The 17,903-nt window shown below is 44.7% G+C and carries 14 protein-coding genes; 1 reads left to right on the top strand and 13 read right to left on the bottom strand.

The features are described 5' to 3' along the window. Positions 1–40: 40 nt before the first annotated feature. Positions 41–1,414: an exodeoxyribonuclease VII large subunit gene (gene xseA, locus VHE99_09865; protein HVV69317.1), complete on the top strand. Its 1,374-nt coding sequence runs from the start codon at positions 41–43 to the stop codon at positions 1,412–1,414. 140 nt (positions 1,415–1,554) lie between these two features. On the opposite strand, the gene VHE99_09860 is transcribed toward xseA, so the two are convergent. The 13 genes from VHE99_09860 to VHE99_09800 form a co-directional block, all read right to left on the bottom strand. Beyond that, positions 1,555–4,572, bottom strand: coding sequence for a type IV secretion protein IcmB (locus VHE99_09860; GenBank protein ID HVV69316.1), 3,018 nt, complete (start codon positions 4,570–4,572; stop codon positions 1,555–1,557). 136 nt (positions 4,573–4,708) lie between these two features. After that, positions 4,709–5,332, bottom strand: coding sequence for a type IVB secretion system protein IcmJDotN (gene icmJ, locus VHE99_09855; protein HVV69315.1), 624 nt, complete (start codon positions 5,330–5,332; stop codon positions 4,709–4,711). Positions 5,333–5,497: 165 nt separating this feature from the next. Beyond that, positions 5,498–5,902 (bottom strand): type IV secretion protein IcmD, encoded by a 405-nt coding sequence (locus VHE99_09850; GenBank protein ID HVV69314.1) that lies wholly within the window; start codon positions 5,900–5,902, stop codon positions 5,498–5,500. Positions 5,903–6,033: 131 nt separating this feature from the next. Continuing rightward, entirely contained in the window at positions 6,034–6,441 is a 408-nt protein-coding gene (locus tag VHE99_09845; protein HVV69313.1) for a DUF6750 family protein, read from the bottom strand. Positions 6,442–6,704: 263 nt separating this feature from the next. After that, positions 6,705–7,538: a hypothetical protein gene (locus tag VHE99_09840; protein HVV69312.1), complete on the bottom strand. Its 834-nt coding sequence runs from the start codon at positions 7,536–7,538 to the stop codon at positions 6,705–6,707. Between the two features lie 428 nt (positions 7,539–7,966). After that, positions 7,967–10,516, bottom strand: a complete 2,550-nt coding sequence (locus VHE99_09835; protein ID HVV69311.1) for a TrbI/VirB10 family protein — start codon at positions 10,514–10,516, stop codon at positions 7,967–7,969. Between the two features lies 1 nt (position 10,517). After that, positions 10,518–11,651, bottom strand: coding sequence for a DotH/IcmK family type IV secretion protein (locus VHE99_09830; GenBank protein ID HVV69310.1), 1,134 nt, complete (start codon positions 11,649–11,651; stop codon positions 10,518–10,520). Between the two features lie 127 nt (positions 11,652–11,778). After that, positions 11,779–12,414, bottom strand: coding sequence for a type IVB secretion system apparatus protein IcmL/DotI (locus VHE99_09825; GenBank protein HVV69309.1), 636 nt, complete (start codon positions 12,412–12,414; stop codon positions 11,779–11,781). 68 nt (positions 12,415–12,482) lie between these two features. Beyond that, positions 12,483–13,028, bottom strand: coding sequence for an OmpA family protein (locus VHE99_09820; protein HVV69308.1), 546 nt, complete (start codon positions 13,026–13,028; stop codon positions 12,483–12,485). A 101-nt stretch (positions 13,029–13,129) separates the two neighbouring features. After that, positions 13,130–15,493, bottom strand: a complete 2,364-nt coding sequence (locus VHE99_09815; protein ID HVV69307.1) for a TraM recognition domain-containing protein — start codon at positions 15,491–15,493, stop codon at positions 13,130–13,132. A gap of 8 nt (positions 15,494–15,501) precedes the next feature. Further along, positions 15,502–16,641 carry a type IVB secretion system coupling complex protein DotM/IcmP gene (icmP, locus tag VHE99_09810; GenBank protein HVV69306.1) on the bottom strand — a complete coding sequence of 380 codons (1,140 nt, stop codon included), beginning with the start codon at positions 16,639–16,641 and terminating at the stop codon, positions 15,502–15,504. 70 nt (positions 16,642–16,711) lie between these two features. Then, complete coding sequence (gene icmQ / locus VHE99_09805) at positions 16,712–17,269, bottom strand: Dot/Icm secretion system protein IcmQ (GenBank protein HVV69305.1); 558 nt, start codon at positions 17,267–17,269, stop codon at positions 16,712–16,714. 46 nt (positions 17,270–17,315) lie between these two features. After that, positions 17,316–17,618, bottom strand: coding sequence for a hypothetical protein (locus VHE99_09800; protein ID HVV69304.1), 303 nt, complete (start codon positions 17,616–17,618; stop codon positions 17,316–17,318). Positions 17,619–17,903: the final 285 nt, after the last annotated feature.

Raw genomic sequence — 17,903 nt, 5'->3', positions numbered from 1 at the left:
TAACAAATAAACCTATAACCTTTTAAAAAAATCTCTACAAATGTCAAATATTTCCACTACAGAACATCCCATCTACTCCGTCTCTCAACTAACCCGCGAAGTTCGCACCCTCCTAGAACTCAGCTTTGCCACCACTTGGGTCGAAGGTGAGATTTCCAATTTACGTGATCCTGGTTCGGGGCATTTATATTTTTCATTGAAAGATGCCAGCGCCCAAGTGCGCTGCGCTATGTTTCGTATGCGCGCGGGAGCGTTGGGGTTTCGCCCCAAGGATGGGATGCATGTACTGCTACGCGGTAAAATCAGCCTGTATGAAGAACGTGGCGATTTCCAGTTGATAGTGGATTTTATGGAGGAAACGGGTGATGGCGCGCTTAAGCGAGCATTTGAGATATTGAAGCAGCGCTTAGACAAGGAAGGCTTATTCGCTACTGAACATAAAAAATCCTTACCCCGCTTACCACATTGCATCGGGGTTATTACCTCCCCGACTGGTGCGGCAATCCGAGATATTTTAAGCGTATTACGCCGCAGGTTCGCTAAGATACCAGTGGTGATTTACCCCACCCTGGTACAAGGCAGCGAAGCTGCTCCCAAAATTGCCCAAGCCTTAGCTCTGGCTAACCGCGATGGCCGCTGCGATGTTTTGCTATTAGCGCGCGGCGGCGGGTCATTAGAGGACTTATGGCCGTTTAATGAGGAAATCGTCGCCCGAGCCATATTTGCCAGCCAGATTCCCGTCGTCAGTGGCATAGGCCATGAAATTGATTTTACCATTGCTGACTTAGTGGCGGATCAACGTGCTGCAACACCATCAGCCGCGGCTGAGTTGGTCAGCCCAGATGCCAGCGATTGGCTAATGACTCTGCACAAAATTTATCTACGGCTAGCGCAGGCGGCACGTGTCGTGTTACGACATACAGACTTGGTGCTACAAAGTTTGGAGAAACGCCTCCCCCACCCTTTGCGCCGCTTGCAAGATCAGGCGCAACACTTAGATGGGCTGGAACAACGTTTGCGCCTGGCCTATCAGCATATGTTAAAACATAAGCTCGCCGCATTGGCACAATTATCTGTGCGGCTACAACGCCATTCTCCTGCACAACAGATTTTGGTTTTTTCCACCCGTTGCGAAGCGCTTTCGCAACAATTGCGGATGGGTATGCAACATCAATTGATTAAAGCACGGCAATCATTAGAACAGTTGATGAGGGCATTGGATGGGGTGAGTCCGTTGAATACTTTGCAGCGGGGTTATGCCATTGTGATGCAGGATGGAAAAATTGTGGATGATGCAGGTAGAATTCAGGTTGGAGATAAGGTGTGTGCGCGATTAGCTAAAGGCCAGTTGGAGTGTGTAGTGGAGCAAATAGAGATCGGGCCCAAACCCAGATTAGTAAAGGCTTTAACATAAGGCGAAAGTAGAGGTGAGGGGCTCAGCAGACCCGTCGGATTCATGGATGAATCCGTCGAGCGTACACGGACGTATTCACAGCGTGTCTGCTGAGCCCCTCCCCTCTACTTTCGCCGTGGCGCAGCACAATCGCTTGATACCTAGCTAATAAACTTCACATCCGGGTTTTTACCATAAGCCTCCAGCACATCCTCTACCACCCGATCAACCACACCCATCTTCAGCTCTTCAGTCACCGCACCGTGCCTTTCTTTAACTGCTAGCAGGCGATTTTCAATCATCTTCATCGCCGAACCTGAAGGAAATAGCGTAGCCAATAAACGCCGTGCCACAATCGGGTTAAGGCGACGATAAAGCTTATTACGAATCTGTGCATCTTCCAGGGTCGTGCTAAATGCCCACAGTTCCACAGGACCTAAAGTTAAGGTTAATAACTGCGTGTTTAAACCATGCTTGGTGGCGAATAAAGCCAAAAACGTCGAACCGCCTTCTCTTGGGCCATGTACGCGCGTACGCAAGGCATGCTGCGCAGTGTCGGATAGACCAAACACTTTGGTGGTTTTCAAAATCGCTTGCTCGGGACCTGCATCCATAATAAAGATGGAGGTAGCAAACTCCACCATCACTGCATCAAAATCATCTAAAGACTGAGAAATCAGCGCCACCTGCACCTTCCACTTACGTCCCTCACGCATATCCTGGATCACCTGATTACGCACGGCCTCTACACCTGCAGTACGGTGGAATTCGTCAAAGACAATACGCTTAGGATCTTCGCGGATTTCAGAAACACGCGCCTCATGATAACTACGAAAAGTCTCCGGCATATCGGCAACGTCTTCTTCGGTTAAAAAATAATGTCGCGCCAAGACATAACGCGCCAACATATACATCACCGCAGTCTGACGGTTAGCGGCATCACCGCCGCTTTTGGCCACCTCATCTAAATCTAAGGAAACAATTCTGGCTTCACCAATATCAAATTTTGTTGCTTGTGCAATGATAGGATATTCACGGATAGCACTGGAAATCATACGACCAAAGGCGCTGATTAAAGTTTCACCCGTTGGAGCAACAATTTTCCCAAACAAATCCTCCACCGCGGAAGAACGGCAAATTGAAGTCACATCAGCCATCACCGGCACGGCGTGGCGTTGCGCCAATAATGCTTCATGGGTAAAACCGGCGATGAACAGTGCATCCGTCACTTCCCACCAAGTGGTATGCGGATCGCTGACAAAGCCAATTTCTTCCAAAATCCCGTCAATAAACATCTCCGCACCCGGAGTATAAACATGGGGATTACCATCATCAGCCAAGCTTTTATAAAGCTCATCAACAATCAATCCCGACATATCCGAGATACCATCATAGGTTTTGGTAGCACCTACTGGGGTTGCCAACAGGGTGAGGAAATTCACCAAGAAACTTCTTTCCTGTGGTGTCGGGTAACGCGCACCCAGCTGGGTATCAAATGGATTAATCGTATACTCAGGCGTCATACGCAGTCGATGGTAGGCCGCCAAATGCTTTTTCTCTATGGGTAAAGCTTCTTTCAAGAGAGAAATTAACCCGCTACTGGAAGGACCAATATCAATCACTGCAATGCGTGGTAAACGCTGCATGCCGGGACCTAAAGCTAATGCCAAATTAATCGCATTAGATAATACGGATTTACCAGAACCCGGCCGTGCGTACATGATATCAATCCAGGTAGTCTGCTCACTGGAACCTGGTTGATAAGGCCAGGGTTTACCATCCGGCGAACGAAACAGAATAGCGCCATTTGACCAAGGCGAGGACGGTCGAAATAGGGGCAACATATACAATACATCAGAGAGTGGCGCCACAGAGGCCACAGCGACACTATGGCTGCTCACACCCAACATACTGGAAGTCACGCCGGCAAAAGCATCACCACATACTTCGGAGACATTACACGATCCCCAGCTTTCTATGGCTTTAGCTAACTGCGCCGCTCGATTGCGCAGCAAACGCATATCATCGGCAGGCGCCCAAGTGGTTGCGGTGACTCGCAGTTTAACCACTGAATCATCGGTATTGATGTCCACATAGCGTAATAAATCCATAGAATCATTTAATAGCCGATTCTGCGCAGAGCTAAATGACAACAGCGATGACAATGCAGTTTTGAGCTTCATTGAACTTAAACCGCCGCTTTCAATCAAGAAGGAAATACGCCAGGGGGTATTGGTTTGTGCTACCCTGACAAATAATGAGGCAAACTGTTGGATATCTTTAGGAAATAAATCGATAAATACCGAGGAATAGATACGATCGCCGATGCGCGCTGTGCGTAGGTCGAGAATTTCTGCATCGCGGGGTAGTATTTGCCTTGCCAATGATGGCCATAATACATCAGAGACATCGCCTCGCATTTGCTGAGATTCTTTGACTTTGATTTTATCGCCAGGTAATGATGGCAGCCATTCGCGGTCGGTAAAGTCTGGGTCGACGGTCATGCGCATGGCTTTGACTGCTTGATGCACTTCTAGAAGGTCAGTCACAATTTCCAGCATATTTAAGTCACTCATCACAGCGCGGACAAAAGATTCATGCCCTTCACGCAGATCTGGAATCGCTGCCATTAAATTTTGGGTATAACGGAATACTGGCACTTTTTTTTGTTTGAAGGCCTTCATTTTTTCTTTTCTAGCGCGTCCCAACTGCTCACCCGTTAAGCTATTAGGGCGTGTCCAGAGCACCATATAAATAGATTCATGGGCGCAGTATTTTTGTAAATATTTAACGCGCTCATTGAATAAATCATCCAGCTCTAATTCCAAACGCTTGCTGGTTTCTTGGGCTGGACGCAGGATTTCGCGGATTTTTTGGTCTACGTCATCTTTGTTATGGGTGAAATGTACTTGTAGAGTATGTCCGGTGCGAGACATGGTGGTGGCCAGTGCTTGCTGTAAACCTAGTTGAATGCGATCAAACTCTTCTTTTCCAACCAGGGCGCGCACGCCGCGGATTCTGAGTACCGAGACCAACGAGCCATCATGTGCGACTAGCGTATTTTTGCTATCCGCGGTCTGCAGTTCGCAATAGGATTCCACCGTTTGTTTTAACGATGAGGAAGCCCAGGCGATAAACACATCCACTGTGTCTAAAAGTGAACTTAAAATATTTGCCATTTACTTTATCTCGTATATCTATTCACAGCGGGTTTTGCTGTTTTCAGCAACAATTGCTGATTCTAAACTTCGTATTCTAGCTGATAACTAGCTCTCCTGGATGTAGGCACAGGATGACAATACTTCTCTTACAGCCTTAGCTTTCTGCTGATAATTCTTCCAGCGCAGCGGCAGCCCAGGTTTCAATCTGTAAGCTGAATTTAGCGCGCGCCGGTAATAATCTTAGGGAATTTAGCCATTCTGGCATGGCTTCTTGTTTTTGTGGATCAAGGACATTCACCAATGCCTGACCTACCAGGGAAGGATTACTCATCCCCTCACCCAGTTTATCTTCCACATATTTGGAGCGTAACTTCAGGTTACGGTAAATATTCTGCGCATCAGTGCGGTAATCGGTCGCATTAGCAATAGCGCAAAATAAGACATGGCACAGGCCGTTTAAATCAGACTGGCTGATTTCAGGCAAGTAAATCAAAGTACCACCACCGTAGTCACCTTTACCGACTGCCTCTAAAAAGAAACATTGTGTACAAAAGCAACAAGCCGTCGATAAATTAGACAGCCGATTGTTTTGATATTGGGTATCAAGGTTAATGACTTCTTGGAATTGCCGCGCCTGAAACCCACAAAATTGACAGGTGTAGTCATCTCTTTCCCACACTTTTGTGCTAAATGCTTCAAAAGCTTTGTCGGCCTTTCTGGCAATAAACAGTCGAAAAGCGCCAGGAATAACATGTAATGTCAGCGGATTCAAAGTCATTTTCCTCTGCTATACCCATTTTCACCTAAACTGCAAAGTGCATATTAAGTGACCCATGAACGTAATAATGCCGCTCGTGCTTGAAGATTAGTATCAATCTTCAAGCACAAGCGGCATATATTAACTAACTGGCGCATACTCCACCAGTTTCTGACTAACTATCGTTTAACTGGAAGTATCGCTGAGATTGATCTCATAACCAGAACCAGTAAAGTCAGAAGCTTGTCTGTCTGCTCCAAACAACGTCATACCCGCAGAACCTAACAGGGTCGGTAAGAATATCAAACCAACACCAATCACCAGCATACCAACAGGTACACCCAATGCGGTCTGCTGCGGATTATCTCTATGTTTCTTAAACAAGAAAATTGCGATAACTGCTAATCCGAAACCACAAACATAGGAAATAGCAAATAACAATTTACCTAAGCCACTAAAACTGCTAGTTGCCGTCAATGCAAGGTCGCCAAGCGCTTTAGCATCAGCAAGTGCTGCCTGACTGACTGCAAAAAATCCGAGCACACCTAAACCCAGAAGTACTTTCTTAATTTTCGATATATTTAATTTCATGTTAACCTCTATAGGACTGATTTACCAAATCCCTAACGCTAATGACTCCTTGTGTTTTTATTTTCCATCCGCATTGGTAGATATCAGATGGAGGTTCCATCCCTGGAAATATTTATCCTAGTAATACTTTATTAACTACCCGAGTCGCTGAGATTGATCTCATAACCAGAGCCGCTAAAGTCAGACGCTTGTCTGTCTGCTCCAAACAATGTCATACCCGCAGAACCTAATAGGGTCGGTAAGAATATTAAACCAACGCCAATTACCAGCATACCAACAGGTACACCCAATGCGGTCTGTTGCGGATTATCCCTATGTTTCTTAAATAAGAATATCGCAATCACTGCCAAACCGAAACCACAGACATAGGAGATAGCAAATAACAATTTACCTAGACCGCTAAAACTGCTAGTGGCTGTAGTTGCAAGAGTCCCAAGACTCTGAGCATCAGCTAAAGCTGCCTGACTGACTACAAAAATGCCCAGGGCAGCTAAGGCTGTTCCTAGAATTTTTTTAGTTTTTGATGATATTAACTTCATTTCTAACCTCTTTTGATGTTTTAAATTACATCCTGTTTCGCTACTGTCGAGTTATTGATTTTTACCCCATCTGCAAAAATCAATAACTATTCAGTAAAATCCTAACTAAACTATTATCTTTCAGAAAGCTATCTTTAAGATACCTATAATCCTTCATTACCGACTGAATCCCCTCAGTCCTCACTCCTATATTCCTTAAAATCAAAATATATACAGACCCGTCCTTAATAGCAACCAAACAACATTGCTAAATACAGCGCCAATTAACTATCATTGGGAGCATGTTTTATTGTGCCGCCCGCTGAAGTGGTCACTGTCGCATTTTCAGGGTCAATTGCCGTGATTGTGCCATAGCTTGGGAGTTCATCTCCTACTTTAACTGTCGTTAAATCACCTGTTTCTGATTCTATCCAAGCTCTTCCAGTGATAATCGCTTTCAAATAGTATTGAACTTTCACTTCTGGTTTTGCCTGTGCCATTGCAACCGACTTGGCTTTTTGCTCCTTGCTCAATTGTGCTACCTGATTTGACAAAGCTTGTACTGAATTTGTCAATGTCAATAAGGTTTGCTGTAAACCACTCACTGATTGATTCACTGTATTCAATCCCGTTTGTAACTCCTTAATTTCTGGCTGATACTGCGTAGTAGCGACGGAAGTCGCCGGTGCAGGTAGTTTTTCCAACTGCTCTATTGCAGTTGGCTCCTGCTTAGTTATTTCAGGCTCTGCTACTTTTGTCACAGTCAGTTGTGGCTTTATTGCAGGCTTCGATTGCACCACCTCTGCGATATTTTGTCGAGCGATCGGTTTTTCAGCAACTGGTTTTGCTTTTTTAACTACCTTAGCCGTTTGTTCAATTTCTGGCTGGCTACCATTTTCAGCTGCTTTATCACGATTATTAAGAAACTGAAAAATTGCTCCTACCATTGCACAAACAACAACGACAGTAATGATCTTTTTCCTTGAAAACCTGGATTTAGCTTTAGGAGCCTCTAACTCTTTTTCTATGATCGGCTCTGTCCCCGGCTTCTCCGTTAATTGATCTTCGGTATATTCATACTCCAGATCAGGATGTTCTGCGGATGTGTTTGCATTCATGGGTGTATATTACCTATTCAAAATTAAGAAAATATTAATAACATTCTATTAAATTCATTAAAATCAGCAGCAAAAATCTTGTAACAATACCCTAATTATTTGTGTCCTTTTAGCTGATTTTTTGTGGTTAATTTATACTTTTTTAAAAATAACCAATTGATTTGTTACAACATTTTTATATGTTGTTATGATACCTGTATAACATTAAGACAATATTAACAGCACTGTATTGGGGGATTTTCTCCCGGGAGTGAAGAACAGGCAGTTAACCTGCATTTTATTTTGTGGGCAAATTGCCACATCTTCAGATAAACATTTTATATTGAAAAAATAAAATTTATTGCGAATATTTTATGAAAACAGGGCGCGCTGCTCCAACTGCCATTTTAAGTTTAAGCAAGTTAGCAGCCTTTTTAAGAACAATGGCACTATGACTGAGGAATAGTCAAATCAGCCATCAACAAAATGCCTAAGGCTGTCCCTGCATTGAGAGTCACTGTAGGAGGTTTTTGGAAATTCTGCCCCAGTGTTGCCGCATATTGAGTACCGACATTCCCTAAAGCAACCAAGCCCTTTTGTACAGCTGAAGTCGAAGGATTTGTAATAAAAGTATTACCTGTTGGCTGAAATACCACTGTTGAGCCCGATTGAGAAACTGCAGTCCCCAAGCCTTGTAGAAATGATGAAGCAAATAAGGTGCCATAACGCAGCAAGTAGTGATTATTGACATCGCTGGCCAAAGCCGTCCTCGCTGTATCAGGATCAATTGCCACTGCATTCACTGCTATGCTTTTACTCAAGTTAGGCACACTTAAAGTGGTAAAATTTAGCACCAGTTTTTTATCAACCCGGGTAAATTGACCCAATAATTTAGAATTTTTAAGCTGAATATTAGAGCTTTTAAGCTGCCTTTGAGCTTCAGCCGATTGAGACCCAATGATAGTTGCTAGAATGGGGCTTTGTTCATCACTGTTAACTCCTGTATCTAATACTGCAAACAGGATAGTGCCCGCCTTCAAAGTATTCCCCTGCTCAGCTGCGGCTACTGCAGCGGGTGAAGCACCTAATGTAGTTGGCCCCGGCAGGACGGCTGCACCTTCGACATTTTGCGGCACAGCTGTGGGTCTTTGTTGAACCCCGTGCACAACCTGTTGGGTTGGCGGAGGATTCCAGGTACTGAATAAATCATTAGCCTGTGCTGCCATACCGGCTTGTATGGATCGTAGCGCTTCCTCATGTTGCTGAGCGTTTAACACTCTTTCATTACGTTTTTGAATCTGTGCCAATACCCTTTCCGCCCGTGATTCCTGTGGTGTTAAAGAAACGGCAGCTGAGGCTGCAAAAGCCGCTTCAGGATTTGTTTCAACTGCAGGGGTGGTAGGAATAGCGGAAACCGGCGCCGGAGCTGCTGTAGGAAAAGCGCTGGGCGGTGTAGTCACAGCGACATGGGATCGAGCTGGTGGTGGAAGCTCGGTTGTCACTGGCGGTACTATGGCCGGCGGCTTGGTGGTCACAGGTGCTTTAGCAGCAGTTAACATAGCTGTCATTTCTTTCGAGGCCGCACCTATTTCCTTGGGGGTAAATCCACCTCTTAATAAATCACCATCCGTATAGCCTGCTAACTTCAGTTCCTCAGGCGTAAACCCAGCCTCTTTCATATCTTCAATACCTAAACCGGCCGTACGTAGTTCGTTCGCTCCAAAAGGCGCTTTAGCCAGCTCACTTGGGGTAAAATTGGCGCGTTTTAAATCACCCACGCTAAAACCCGCCGCTTTAAGCGCACTGGCGCTATAACCTAAGTCTTTCAGTTGTTTAGCATCAAATCCACCGGCTTTCATTTCAACGGGTGTAAAAGGCGCCTCCAAGATGTCTTTGGGCGGGTAACCTGCCGCTCTTAAATCGGTTACACTATACCCTGCCGATTTTAGAGCAGTCGGAGGACACGCGTAGCGCTGCTTAACTTCTGTGGCGGTTACACCGGCATTTTTGGCCTGAGTTAATGCCGTAGGATTGCACTCTTTCAGCAGTTTTTGCAAGGCAGACACACGCGATTTTGCGGTATTGATTTGATCTGGAGGAATCCCAGCATCAGCGATTTGACTGTCACTAAAGCCTCCCGCCACCAAATCTTCAGGCGCATAACCTGCTTGTGCCAAATCTAAAGCTGTATAAGCTGCTTTTTTGAGATCAGAAGCTCCATAGCCACCGCTTTTTAATTCATCTAGGGTTGCACCTGCGGCTTTTAAATCTTGTGCACTGTAGCCAGCTGCTTTTAATTGCGCCACAGTATATCCTGCAGCTTTTAGGTCTTTCACATCAACGCCACCGATATTTTTCAGATCGCTGGGGGTAAACCCGGCATTTTTCAGATCATTTATTCCAAAACCTGCCTCAGTCATCAATTCTTTAGCACTTAAACCTGCATCCTTTAGTTCTGCGGCGGTATAACCTGCACCCGTTAAATCTTTAGCCGTAAAACCAGCCAATACCAATTCTCCGGCCGAATACCCTGCGGCATGTAATTGATCCGCATTACAGCCTTTGCAGCGTAATTCATCCACTTTGACGCCAGCATTGCGGGCACGCTCAAGTTCTTTGGGATCACAACCCGGATTTGTCGCCTCGCCAGGAGCCATTTCTGCGATTTTGATATTTCCTGGAGTAGCGCCGGCACGGGTGAGGGTTGGCACCGCTGCGGTGTGTCTTTGTATGGCGATTTGTGCTTCCTGGACATTTGCTTGGCGTACCAGTTTTTCATAGCCTGGGGTGGTGCTGACTTCACCTGGTACAGATCGCATCGTGGTTGGAGCAGTTTTTAAAGTAACCGCACTTAATGACTGTTGCTGTACACGCTTATTCCATGCCCATAAAGCAAACCCAAGGCCAATAACCAGGATAGTCACGGAAAATATCACCAGCAATGCGCGTGATTTTCCCCATTTCATCGCTTGGTTTGCACCCCTTTCCTTTTTTGCCATGCTAAAACCCCTCAATTTTGAGCTTTATCGTTTTGCCATTATAAGTGACTAATATCATTGGCGTGGGCTGCATTTCATAAACATGCGTTCCGTCTGCACTCGATAGAGATGAGATCCAGCCAGGAGAAAGAACTGTGTATTGGGTGCGTAAATATAATTTACCATCCAATAACCAGGCGCAATCCTCACAGTCAGAAGCTTTCAGCTGTTTAGCGCCAGGCGGTGGAATACCGTCCAATAAATTCAGTAAAAACGGATTTTCAACCGCGGGTAACTGTGTGAAGGAAGGTTTAGCTTCTGGTCCTAAACTGGGTATACGCAAATCCACTCTGACGTCCATGGCCGCTTGCCCTGGTGAAAGATCGATCATCACTGGGGTATTCAGGCCTCTTAATATGACAGCTAGATTACCTATTCGATGTGCGGCAATGGCCTGAACCAAGAGAATATTACTTTTTTTATCCCATTGAATATTGAAAGCGGCTGGGTTGCCAAGGCTGTAGGATTCAATCGGCCAAGGCGAACCCGTTGAATCCACAAATACTAGGGAAGTGACAAAACCGGCGCCTAAACGTATCACCGGAGGAGTCGCACCAGGTGAGAGATTAACAGCGATGGAATTTGAGGTTGGCCGGGGAGGCACGCCCGGGAATACAGCGGCTGCCCGTTGAGTGGCATCATAGAGGCTGCGTAGCAATTGAATCTGGGTTGGTGTGAGCGGTAAAGCAGAATTAGTCACCCTGGCGAATGCTTCATCGCGTAAACTTTCAGAGGATACGGCTACTGCAGGTGCATTCTGGTTGGTACTGCCACCTGCCGGTCCTGAAGCACTACCACTAGTAGCAGTTGGCACTGGAGGCGGCGGTAATTGTTCAAATGGCGAGGCATTAGGGTTGGCGTTAGCCGGAATATTACCTTGATCGTTGGATGAAGTCCCTTGAGCCTGGCCAGTCGCAGCGGGGGCCAGAACTGGAGCCGTTGTTTGCTGGGCTGCAGGTGATGGACTTGGCTGATCCATAGTTTGCTGTATGGATTGCAGCTGCTGCTGCAAAGTACTGTTCTCCGCATCTGCGGCAAGTATGCAAGGGGCATAAAATCCTATTATCACTGCGGCTACCAATGAATTCTTTTTCATTGTTTTTTTGGCCCCTTTTTGAAGAGTTATTTAAAAGCCTCTAACCGCCTTGGCATTTTTCCTTCTCCCGTCTGTGACCGAAGGGAATCCCCTTGTGGGATGGGAGAAGGGAAAAGGTTACGGCTATTTAACGCACCGGCTGCTCCGTCATATAAAATGCATCAATCGCTATGCCTTTGGGGGTATCCAATGTCGATACGCGGGATACCAGCATGGTCACCAATGAAGGCTGAGATATATTTGTACTTGAGCTCTCATAGGTTACCAAGATCGGCATTTGAATCTTCCATTTGTAGCGGCCGTTCACCACACCTTGGTCAACTATAATCGGTGCTCCCGTCGCAACAGCGTTTACGGTTAACTTCTTGGAAGTCACTGTTTCTAAGTTTCTAGAAGCTTTTAAAGCATCCTGATATTCTTTCCAACCTGTCGGCGTAAAGTATTCCGAAGCGGCCTGTAGTTCTTTGCGATAATTCACAAAGTTATAGGTATTGGCGGCCGTTGCAGCTGTAGCTGCCCATTGTAGCAATTCTGATGTCGATATTGCCGGCTCACTCAATGGATACATTCGGATAATTTTACCATCTCGGGTCGTCGCAAAGTATTGCGGTTTTGCCGGATGGGTTACCAAATAAGCTAAAATGCCCGCCATTATAATATTAATCAGCACCAAAAGAAGCAATGCCGATAACACACGGCGATAACCATCACGATAAAAATTATTTCTTAATCTTACAACCTCTATTGCATCATCATCTAACATATACACAAACCTAAAAACATAAAAAAATCATATTCCCTTCTCCCACAAAGGGAGAAGGATTTTTAACCCTAGTATCTTCCCACACCATAATGCAGAAACTGAAAACGGATCTCCACACGGCGATTTGCCGGATCTACCGGCACACTGCTCATAGGTTCTGAGGTGCCATATCCCACTGCATAAAGAATGCGCGAATCAATACCTCTTTCCCATAAATAATTTGCAACCACCTGCGCTTGTCGCAAGGATAACGCCCGCGCGGCCTGAGCCGGCATGGCATTGGTAAACCCCGCAACCTCTGCTTGCGTTGTCCTTAGCATTAACATGAGGTAAGCAACATTGTCAAGCACCCTACTTCCAGAGCTAAAATTAGCAGAGCGTGGGTTAAATATCATATCACTAGGCAGTATTATCCTTAATGTGTCACCTATTTGTACTACCTGTACACCCTGCCGATTTAGACTTTTAATCAGAGCAGGTGCTTTTAACTGTTTAGTAGCCTCAGGATCCCTGGATGGATTGACTACAAAAACATAGGATTTTTGCTGGCTGCAAGCAGTCAGCAATATTAAACCCATTAATAAAATAATGAAAAAACGACTTATCCTGGCCATGTTTTTTCCCTAGAATAACAATTTTACATTTTTCCTTCTCCCGTCTGTGACCGAAGGGAATCCCCTTGTGGGATGGGAGAAGGAAAAGGGTCACGACTGATTTAGGCCTCAGCTTTAGACTCAGTCTTCCTCAACACAATATGCTGCAGCAAATTGGAAATCAAATCAGACAGTTCCTCAGGCATTGGATTATCTTCAATGTCTGGAGGATAATGGGTTGCCTGCTGCATATCTTTTAGAATTTCTGTCCCGATGCTAATAGCCTGAACCTCTCCCCTTCCTAATAAACGCTCGACATTAATCATATTCTCCCTGATTGTGATAGGCTCAAGGAATGGAGCGCCAAATGTATTAATATCTTTAACCAGGATATAGTGCTGGATATGATCCGATACACGTAATGGCGTAAATAAATTAAGTTCAGTCTGGGGTATTTCTGGTAATAACTCTTCTTCAGCAGGTTGTTCTGGCAGAACCCGGGAATGAAACGCTAACAGCGCCGCAACTCCGCGTTCAATGGCTGATTGAGTTCCATCTCCATTAATGATTGCGTTAGTAATTATCCCTAAATCGTCTTCGATAGCATCGATACTAGCAAAAATATCGCCACTATTCATTATATTTTCAAAACTCCTGCCAACTTTACTCAATTCCGCTAGTACAGAATCCGGTGGTGTTTCAATCTTGAGGAACTGATTTAAACGCATGTGCGGCACAATTTCAGGGTTGGCATAAAACATCTTCGCGCGCACAATCTTCGATTTAAAGAAGATATGCGCTTCCCCTTCGCGCTGCTCTTTCAAGTCCAATAAGTCAACACGCGCGCGTTTTTCCACTTGGGCGCTCTTGCTATCCATGTAACCGGCTATCGCCTTGGTCGCATCGTTTTGGAACTCTTTAACTGAGGTCACATAAGATTCACCTGCGGTTTTCATAAAGAAATCCCAGGTATCCAATGGATCTTCCAATTTCATACAAATCTTGATGTTGGTATTCGCACCGATAGATAAGGCTTCTTCTTTAGAAGCTTTCTGGAAGGCAGGTAAATCCTGTCCGGCGAAAACTACCGAGAATCCTAAAGAACGTGCCTGCGCTGGCACCACCGCAAAACCCTTCACCGCGTAATATCCATACTCGTCAAGAATACATAAGTAGGGAGTCAGCGAATTGGTCGGCTTACGCTGAATCACATCACGGTAATCACCTTCGACCGCATCACCTAAACCTGCCGCCATCATTGCTTTCAACGAAGCGATAATGACCTTACCCAAGTTGGACAATTCATCAGGAGATTTTTCCAATGCCGGCAATAATACAACTAAAATGCGACGATTAAGCACCACGTCTTTTAAATCCACTTCAGCCAGGTTAGTACGCATGATATGGCTATAGGTATCTGACAACGAACCGAACACTTTAGTCAGCTGCATGGTGATAAAACCATGCTGTTCTAATACCTGTGACACCTGTTTGCCTTTTTTCTCTTTATTGTAGCCAGGCAAGTTGAGCAGATAGTTCTTGATTGGTTCTATGACCAATGGCGGCAGATATTCGATATTGATTGGATCTTGATCGTCACGGATAAATACCTTATCGATCACCATCGCTTCGATACGTTCTAGATGGAAATAGTTACGAATGGTATTGGCATCCAGCAAAATATGACCGGCATCACGCATTGCGACTAGCACTTTCATCAATGATTCGACGAAGTTCACCGCACGGCCTTTCCACATATCGCCATCACCGCCGCTGGAACCTGAGTCCATGAGACTGACAACTAATTGTGAAAGCATGCTGGATGAACCATTGGCAAACGGATTCATGGTATTGGACAAGCGGCTTTTCTGCGGACCAATAATATCTCTCGCACCGGTCATGAAGTTAATCAACAGCATATCGTCTTCACGCCCCATGGAACGCACCATGGAGAATACTTTGGCGAATAAGGAGTTATCACCTTTACCGTCCACATAAATAAAGCCACTGCCCTGGATAAGCGCATTATAAGCAATAGAAACTAAGGCTTCGGTTTTACCGCTACCGGTTGAGCCGAATACCAACATGTGCGTACGCATATCATCGTTGGCAAACCACAATTCTTCTTTGGTTTTTATTTCATTACCGAGAAAATAAATGCCGCGGGCTTTACGCGGCTTATTTGATCCTGGCGCCGGATCATTATAGTCTGGTTCTCCACAGCGTTGCGGCATACGAAACGGTAAGGTCAGTTTACGTGTCACTGCGAGTCCAATCAGAAAAAACAGCACCCCAAACATGAAAATAAATTCTGTCAGCGCTGGAAAAAACACACCTGCCACAGCGCCAAACACCAGCGACATCGCAACCGCGAAAGAATTCCTGAAGAAATCGCGAATGCGCTGCCCTACAGTGCGGGTATCACGCAATAGTTGTGAATAATTTTGTTCTTGATTTTGCTCTAAACCACGTAATGCACGAGCCATACCGCCACCTATTCTTCTTCAGCTTCATAAATAACTTCTGAAAGAGCGATCTCTAATCCTTTTACCGCTTCCTCAACCATAGGGGTACGCAATGCACCACCCCATTTTTTCTCCGCGATCCAATGCGCATAAACTCCGCCAACTTCAGGCACAGCCGTTTGCCGGCCTACGGTATTTAACACATACCACAAGCGTCTATTGAGCGGCTTTAACCATAAAAACTCACTGGTGGCAAATACGCCATCGGTTCTAGCTAATTCCAACATCGTTGCAAATACGGTTAATATATAAGCATGTCTGCTGATGACTTTGGCTACCAATTTGCTGTCTTTATGTTTAGCTAACAAGGCATGCGTGCCATCAAAATTCAACTGACCTTCGGCTGCAGAACCTGAAATATGCTGCAGCAGTCTCATACCACCGGCACGATCTTGGTTACCAAAGGCAGCAAATGCTGCAAATAAAGCTTTCGCATGCAAGGGCAATGTTTCAACCCCACTCCATAAAGGTCCAAGTTGCAGTACAAATGCCTGCTGCGCCTCACTACGCAATAATTCTACTGTCACTGCACCGGTTTCAGATTTTTTCTCTTTTAATAACTTCATATGCTTGCAATATTGCATGGGCGTCATAGCCATTGCCCAGTTACCTTGGTTGACATTTTCTTTAGCCAAACTCAATTTAATCACCGGCGCAATCTGGGGATTTTCTTTCTGCTCCATTTGCTTCATGGTTTTCATGCTGAAAACGTTTCTTAATTTTAGCGTGATGTTTTTACCGTGAATAATAAACGCTAAAATCACCATCACCAACCCTAATGGATAGCACAGATACTGTCCCACCATGGTCATAGCAATTTGTAGCGCTGAATAATTTGTACCAATACTTCTGGTCTGAATTTGCGCTTGCAACTCTTTGAGCAGTGTTAAATTAAATTCAGGCAAGCTAGCTTTATGCGCTAGCAAATTCCACGCGCCTAACACATAGTTAATCACGTTGATCTCGTAATATTTAACGAAAAAGGCGGTTTGAATAATATAAAAACGGCCGAAATACCAGATACCTAGGACAAAAGCGATAAGCACGCCTCCTATCCACAGCATATCCATGGAATTATCACCATTACCACCTTGTTGACGACCTTGCATTTGACACCTGTTTTACTTTATAGTTTGAAAATTGGCCTAATTTTACTCAAGAGAATTAGGCAAAAAAACTTTATGCATTATTTAACACTAATTTATTTCCCATCAGGGAATATCTATAATTGTCATGCACAAATTCAATAATATTCTCAACTTTGACACTGCCTTCTTTTAAGATCAGCAGTTCATGCCCCCAGCGATCCTGCGTTTTATTCGTCCCCAAAATATCTTCTTGACGAACCCAAATTGCAACATAAGCATCATTCCTGCTGCGTTTGGCGAAAATCATTTCACGCACGTGATCTTCTTTTTGATAAACCGGGCGGCTAATATAATAATCACACAGTTTACTGACCGCATTTGTCCACCCTGCTAAGCGGTCACCTTGTGCCTGATAGATGGCAATATATACTTTTTGGTAACCTTGTTCTTGTTTGTTGATGGCATTTACTAGCTCTGCATTGACTTCCGTGTCTTGCTCAGGATCGTCTAATTCTACTACGACATATTCCCGAATTTCATGCAGCCGTTTCAATATATTTCTAAAAAACAAACTGCCTTCCCATTGGCCTTCATTAATAGCCTTATCTAATGCATTGACCAGTCTGTCTCTTGCTTCTTGTTGATACACAATTCACTCCGAATAAATAGAATAGGCTGGAAAGTTTTATTTATTCTTAGCTCCCGCTTAAACCCAATTTTGAACCTTGCAATAACTCTTGAGCTTTTTCTTCTTCTTTGCGTGCCACATCTACAGCATTATCAAGCAAACCCCCAATAACTTTAGCTGCTTCACCTGTCGCTGGCTTAAAAAATTGGGTATTATTGCGGTTTTGAAGGGTAGTTACCTGACCCCTGAGCTGGCTTACATCCTCTCTTACTTTTCTAGCCACTGTTTCTACTTGGTCTACTACTTCTTTATCATGGTCATGTTTGTGTTCTTCAGCATCGACCAACGTATTATTATTGTTTTCTTTCACGTTAACTCCTCCACAAACATTAAAATCCCAGAGTCATTTTTTATGCTCTGGCTCTTTAGTTCATGAGTCCATTCTACCTACTCCACCTTAAGAGAATATTAATAAATTCATACTATTAGCTATCCTTTGCTTGAGTAATCCACTCATAATGCAGGTTCTGATCGGCTCCTTTTAGAAATGGGAAATTCAGCTTACCTTGATAAAACTAAGATTAAAAAGCAAAGAGAATTGTTGATTGTATTTCTGCTTACAATAGCCACCACATAGCCGTAATGCGGTAGGCAT

The sequence above is a fragment of the Gammaproteobacteria bacterium genome (assembly GCA_035546635.1).
Taxonomy (GTDB): Bacteria; Pseudomonadota; Gammaproteobacteria; order JAURND01; family JAURND01; genus DASZWJ01.
The sequence above is the reverse complement of the archived record's forward strand: the minus strand, read 5'-3'. Positions and strand labels throughout refer to the sequence as shown.

What these genes read in the sequence shown, in the direction of transcription:
- xseA (HVV69317.1), top strand. Translation starts at nt 41, where the DNA reads ATGTCAAATATTTCCACTACAGAACATCCCATCTACTCCGTCTCTCAA.
- VHE99_09860 (HVV69316.1), bottom strand. Translation starts at nt 4,572, where the DNA reads ATGGCAAATATTTTAAGTTCACTTTTAGACACAGTGGATGTGTTTATC.
- icmJ (HVV69315.1), bottom strand. Translation starts at nt 5,332, where the DNA reads ATGACTTTGAATCCGCTGACATTACATGTTATTCCTGGCGCTTTTCGA.
- VHE99_09850 (HVV69314.1), bottom strand. Translation starts at nt 5,902, where the DNA reads ATGAAATTAAATATATCGAAAATTAAGAAAGTACTTCTGGGTTTAGGT.
- VHE99_09845 (HVV69313.1), bottom strand. Translation starts at nt 6,441, where the DNA reads ATGAAGTTAATATCATCAAAAACTAAAAAAATTCTAGGAACAGCCTTA.
- VHE99_09840 (HVV69312.1), bottom strand. Translation starts at nt 7,538, where the DNA reads ATGAATGCAAACACATCCGCAGAACATCCTGATCTGGAGTATGAATAT.
- VHE99_09835 (HVV69311.1), bottom strand. Translation starts at nt 10,516, where the DNA reads ATGGCAAAAAAGGAAAGGGGTGCAAACCAAGCGATGAAATGGGGAAAA.
- VHE99_09830 (HVV69310.1), bottom strand. Translation starts at nt 11,651, where the DNA reads ATGAAAAAGAATTCATTGGTAGCCGCAGTGATAATAGGATTTTATGCC.
- VHE99_09825 (HVV69309.1), bottom strand. Translation starts at nt 12,414, where the DNA reads ATGTTAGATGATGATGCAATAGAGGTTGTAAGATTAAGAAATAATTTT.
- VHE99_09820 (HVV69308.1), bottom strand. Translation starts at nt 13,028, where the DNA reads ATGGCCAGGATAAGTCGTTTTTTCATTATTTTATTAATGGGTTTAATA.
- VHE99_09815 (HVV69307.1), bottom strand. Translation starts at nt 15,493, where the DNA reads ATGGCTCGTGCATTACGTGGTTTAGAGCAAAATCAAGAACAAAATTAT.
- icmP (HVV69306.1), bottom strand. Translation starts at nt 16,641, where the DNA reads ATGCAAGGTCGTCAACAAGGTGGTAATGGTGATAATTCCATGGATATG.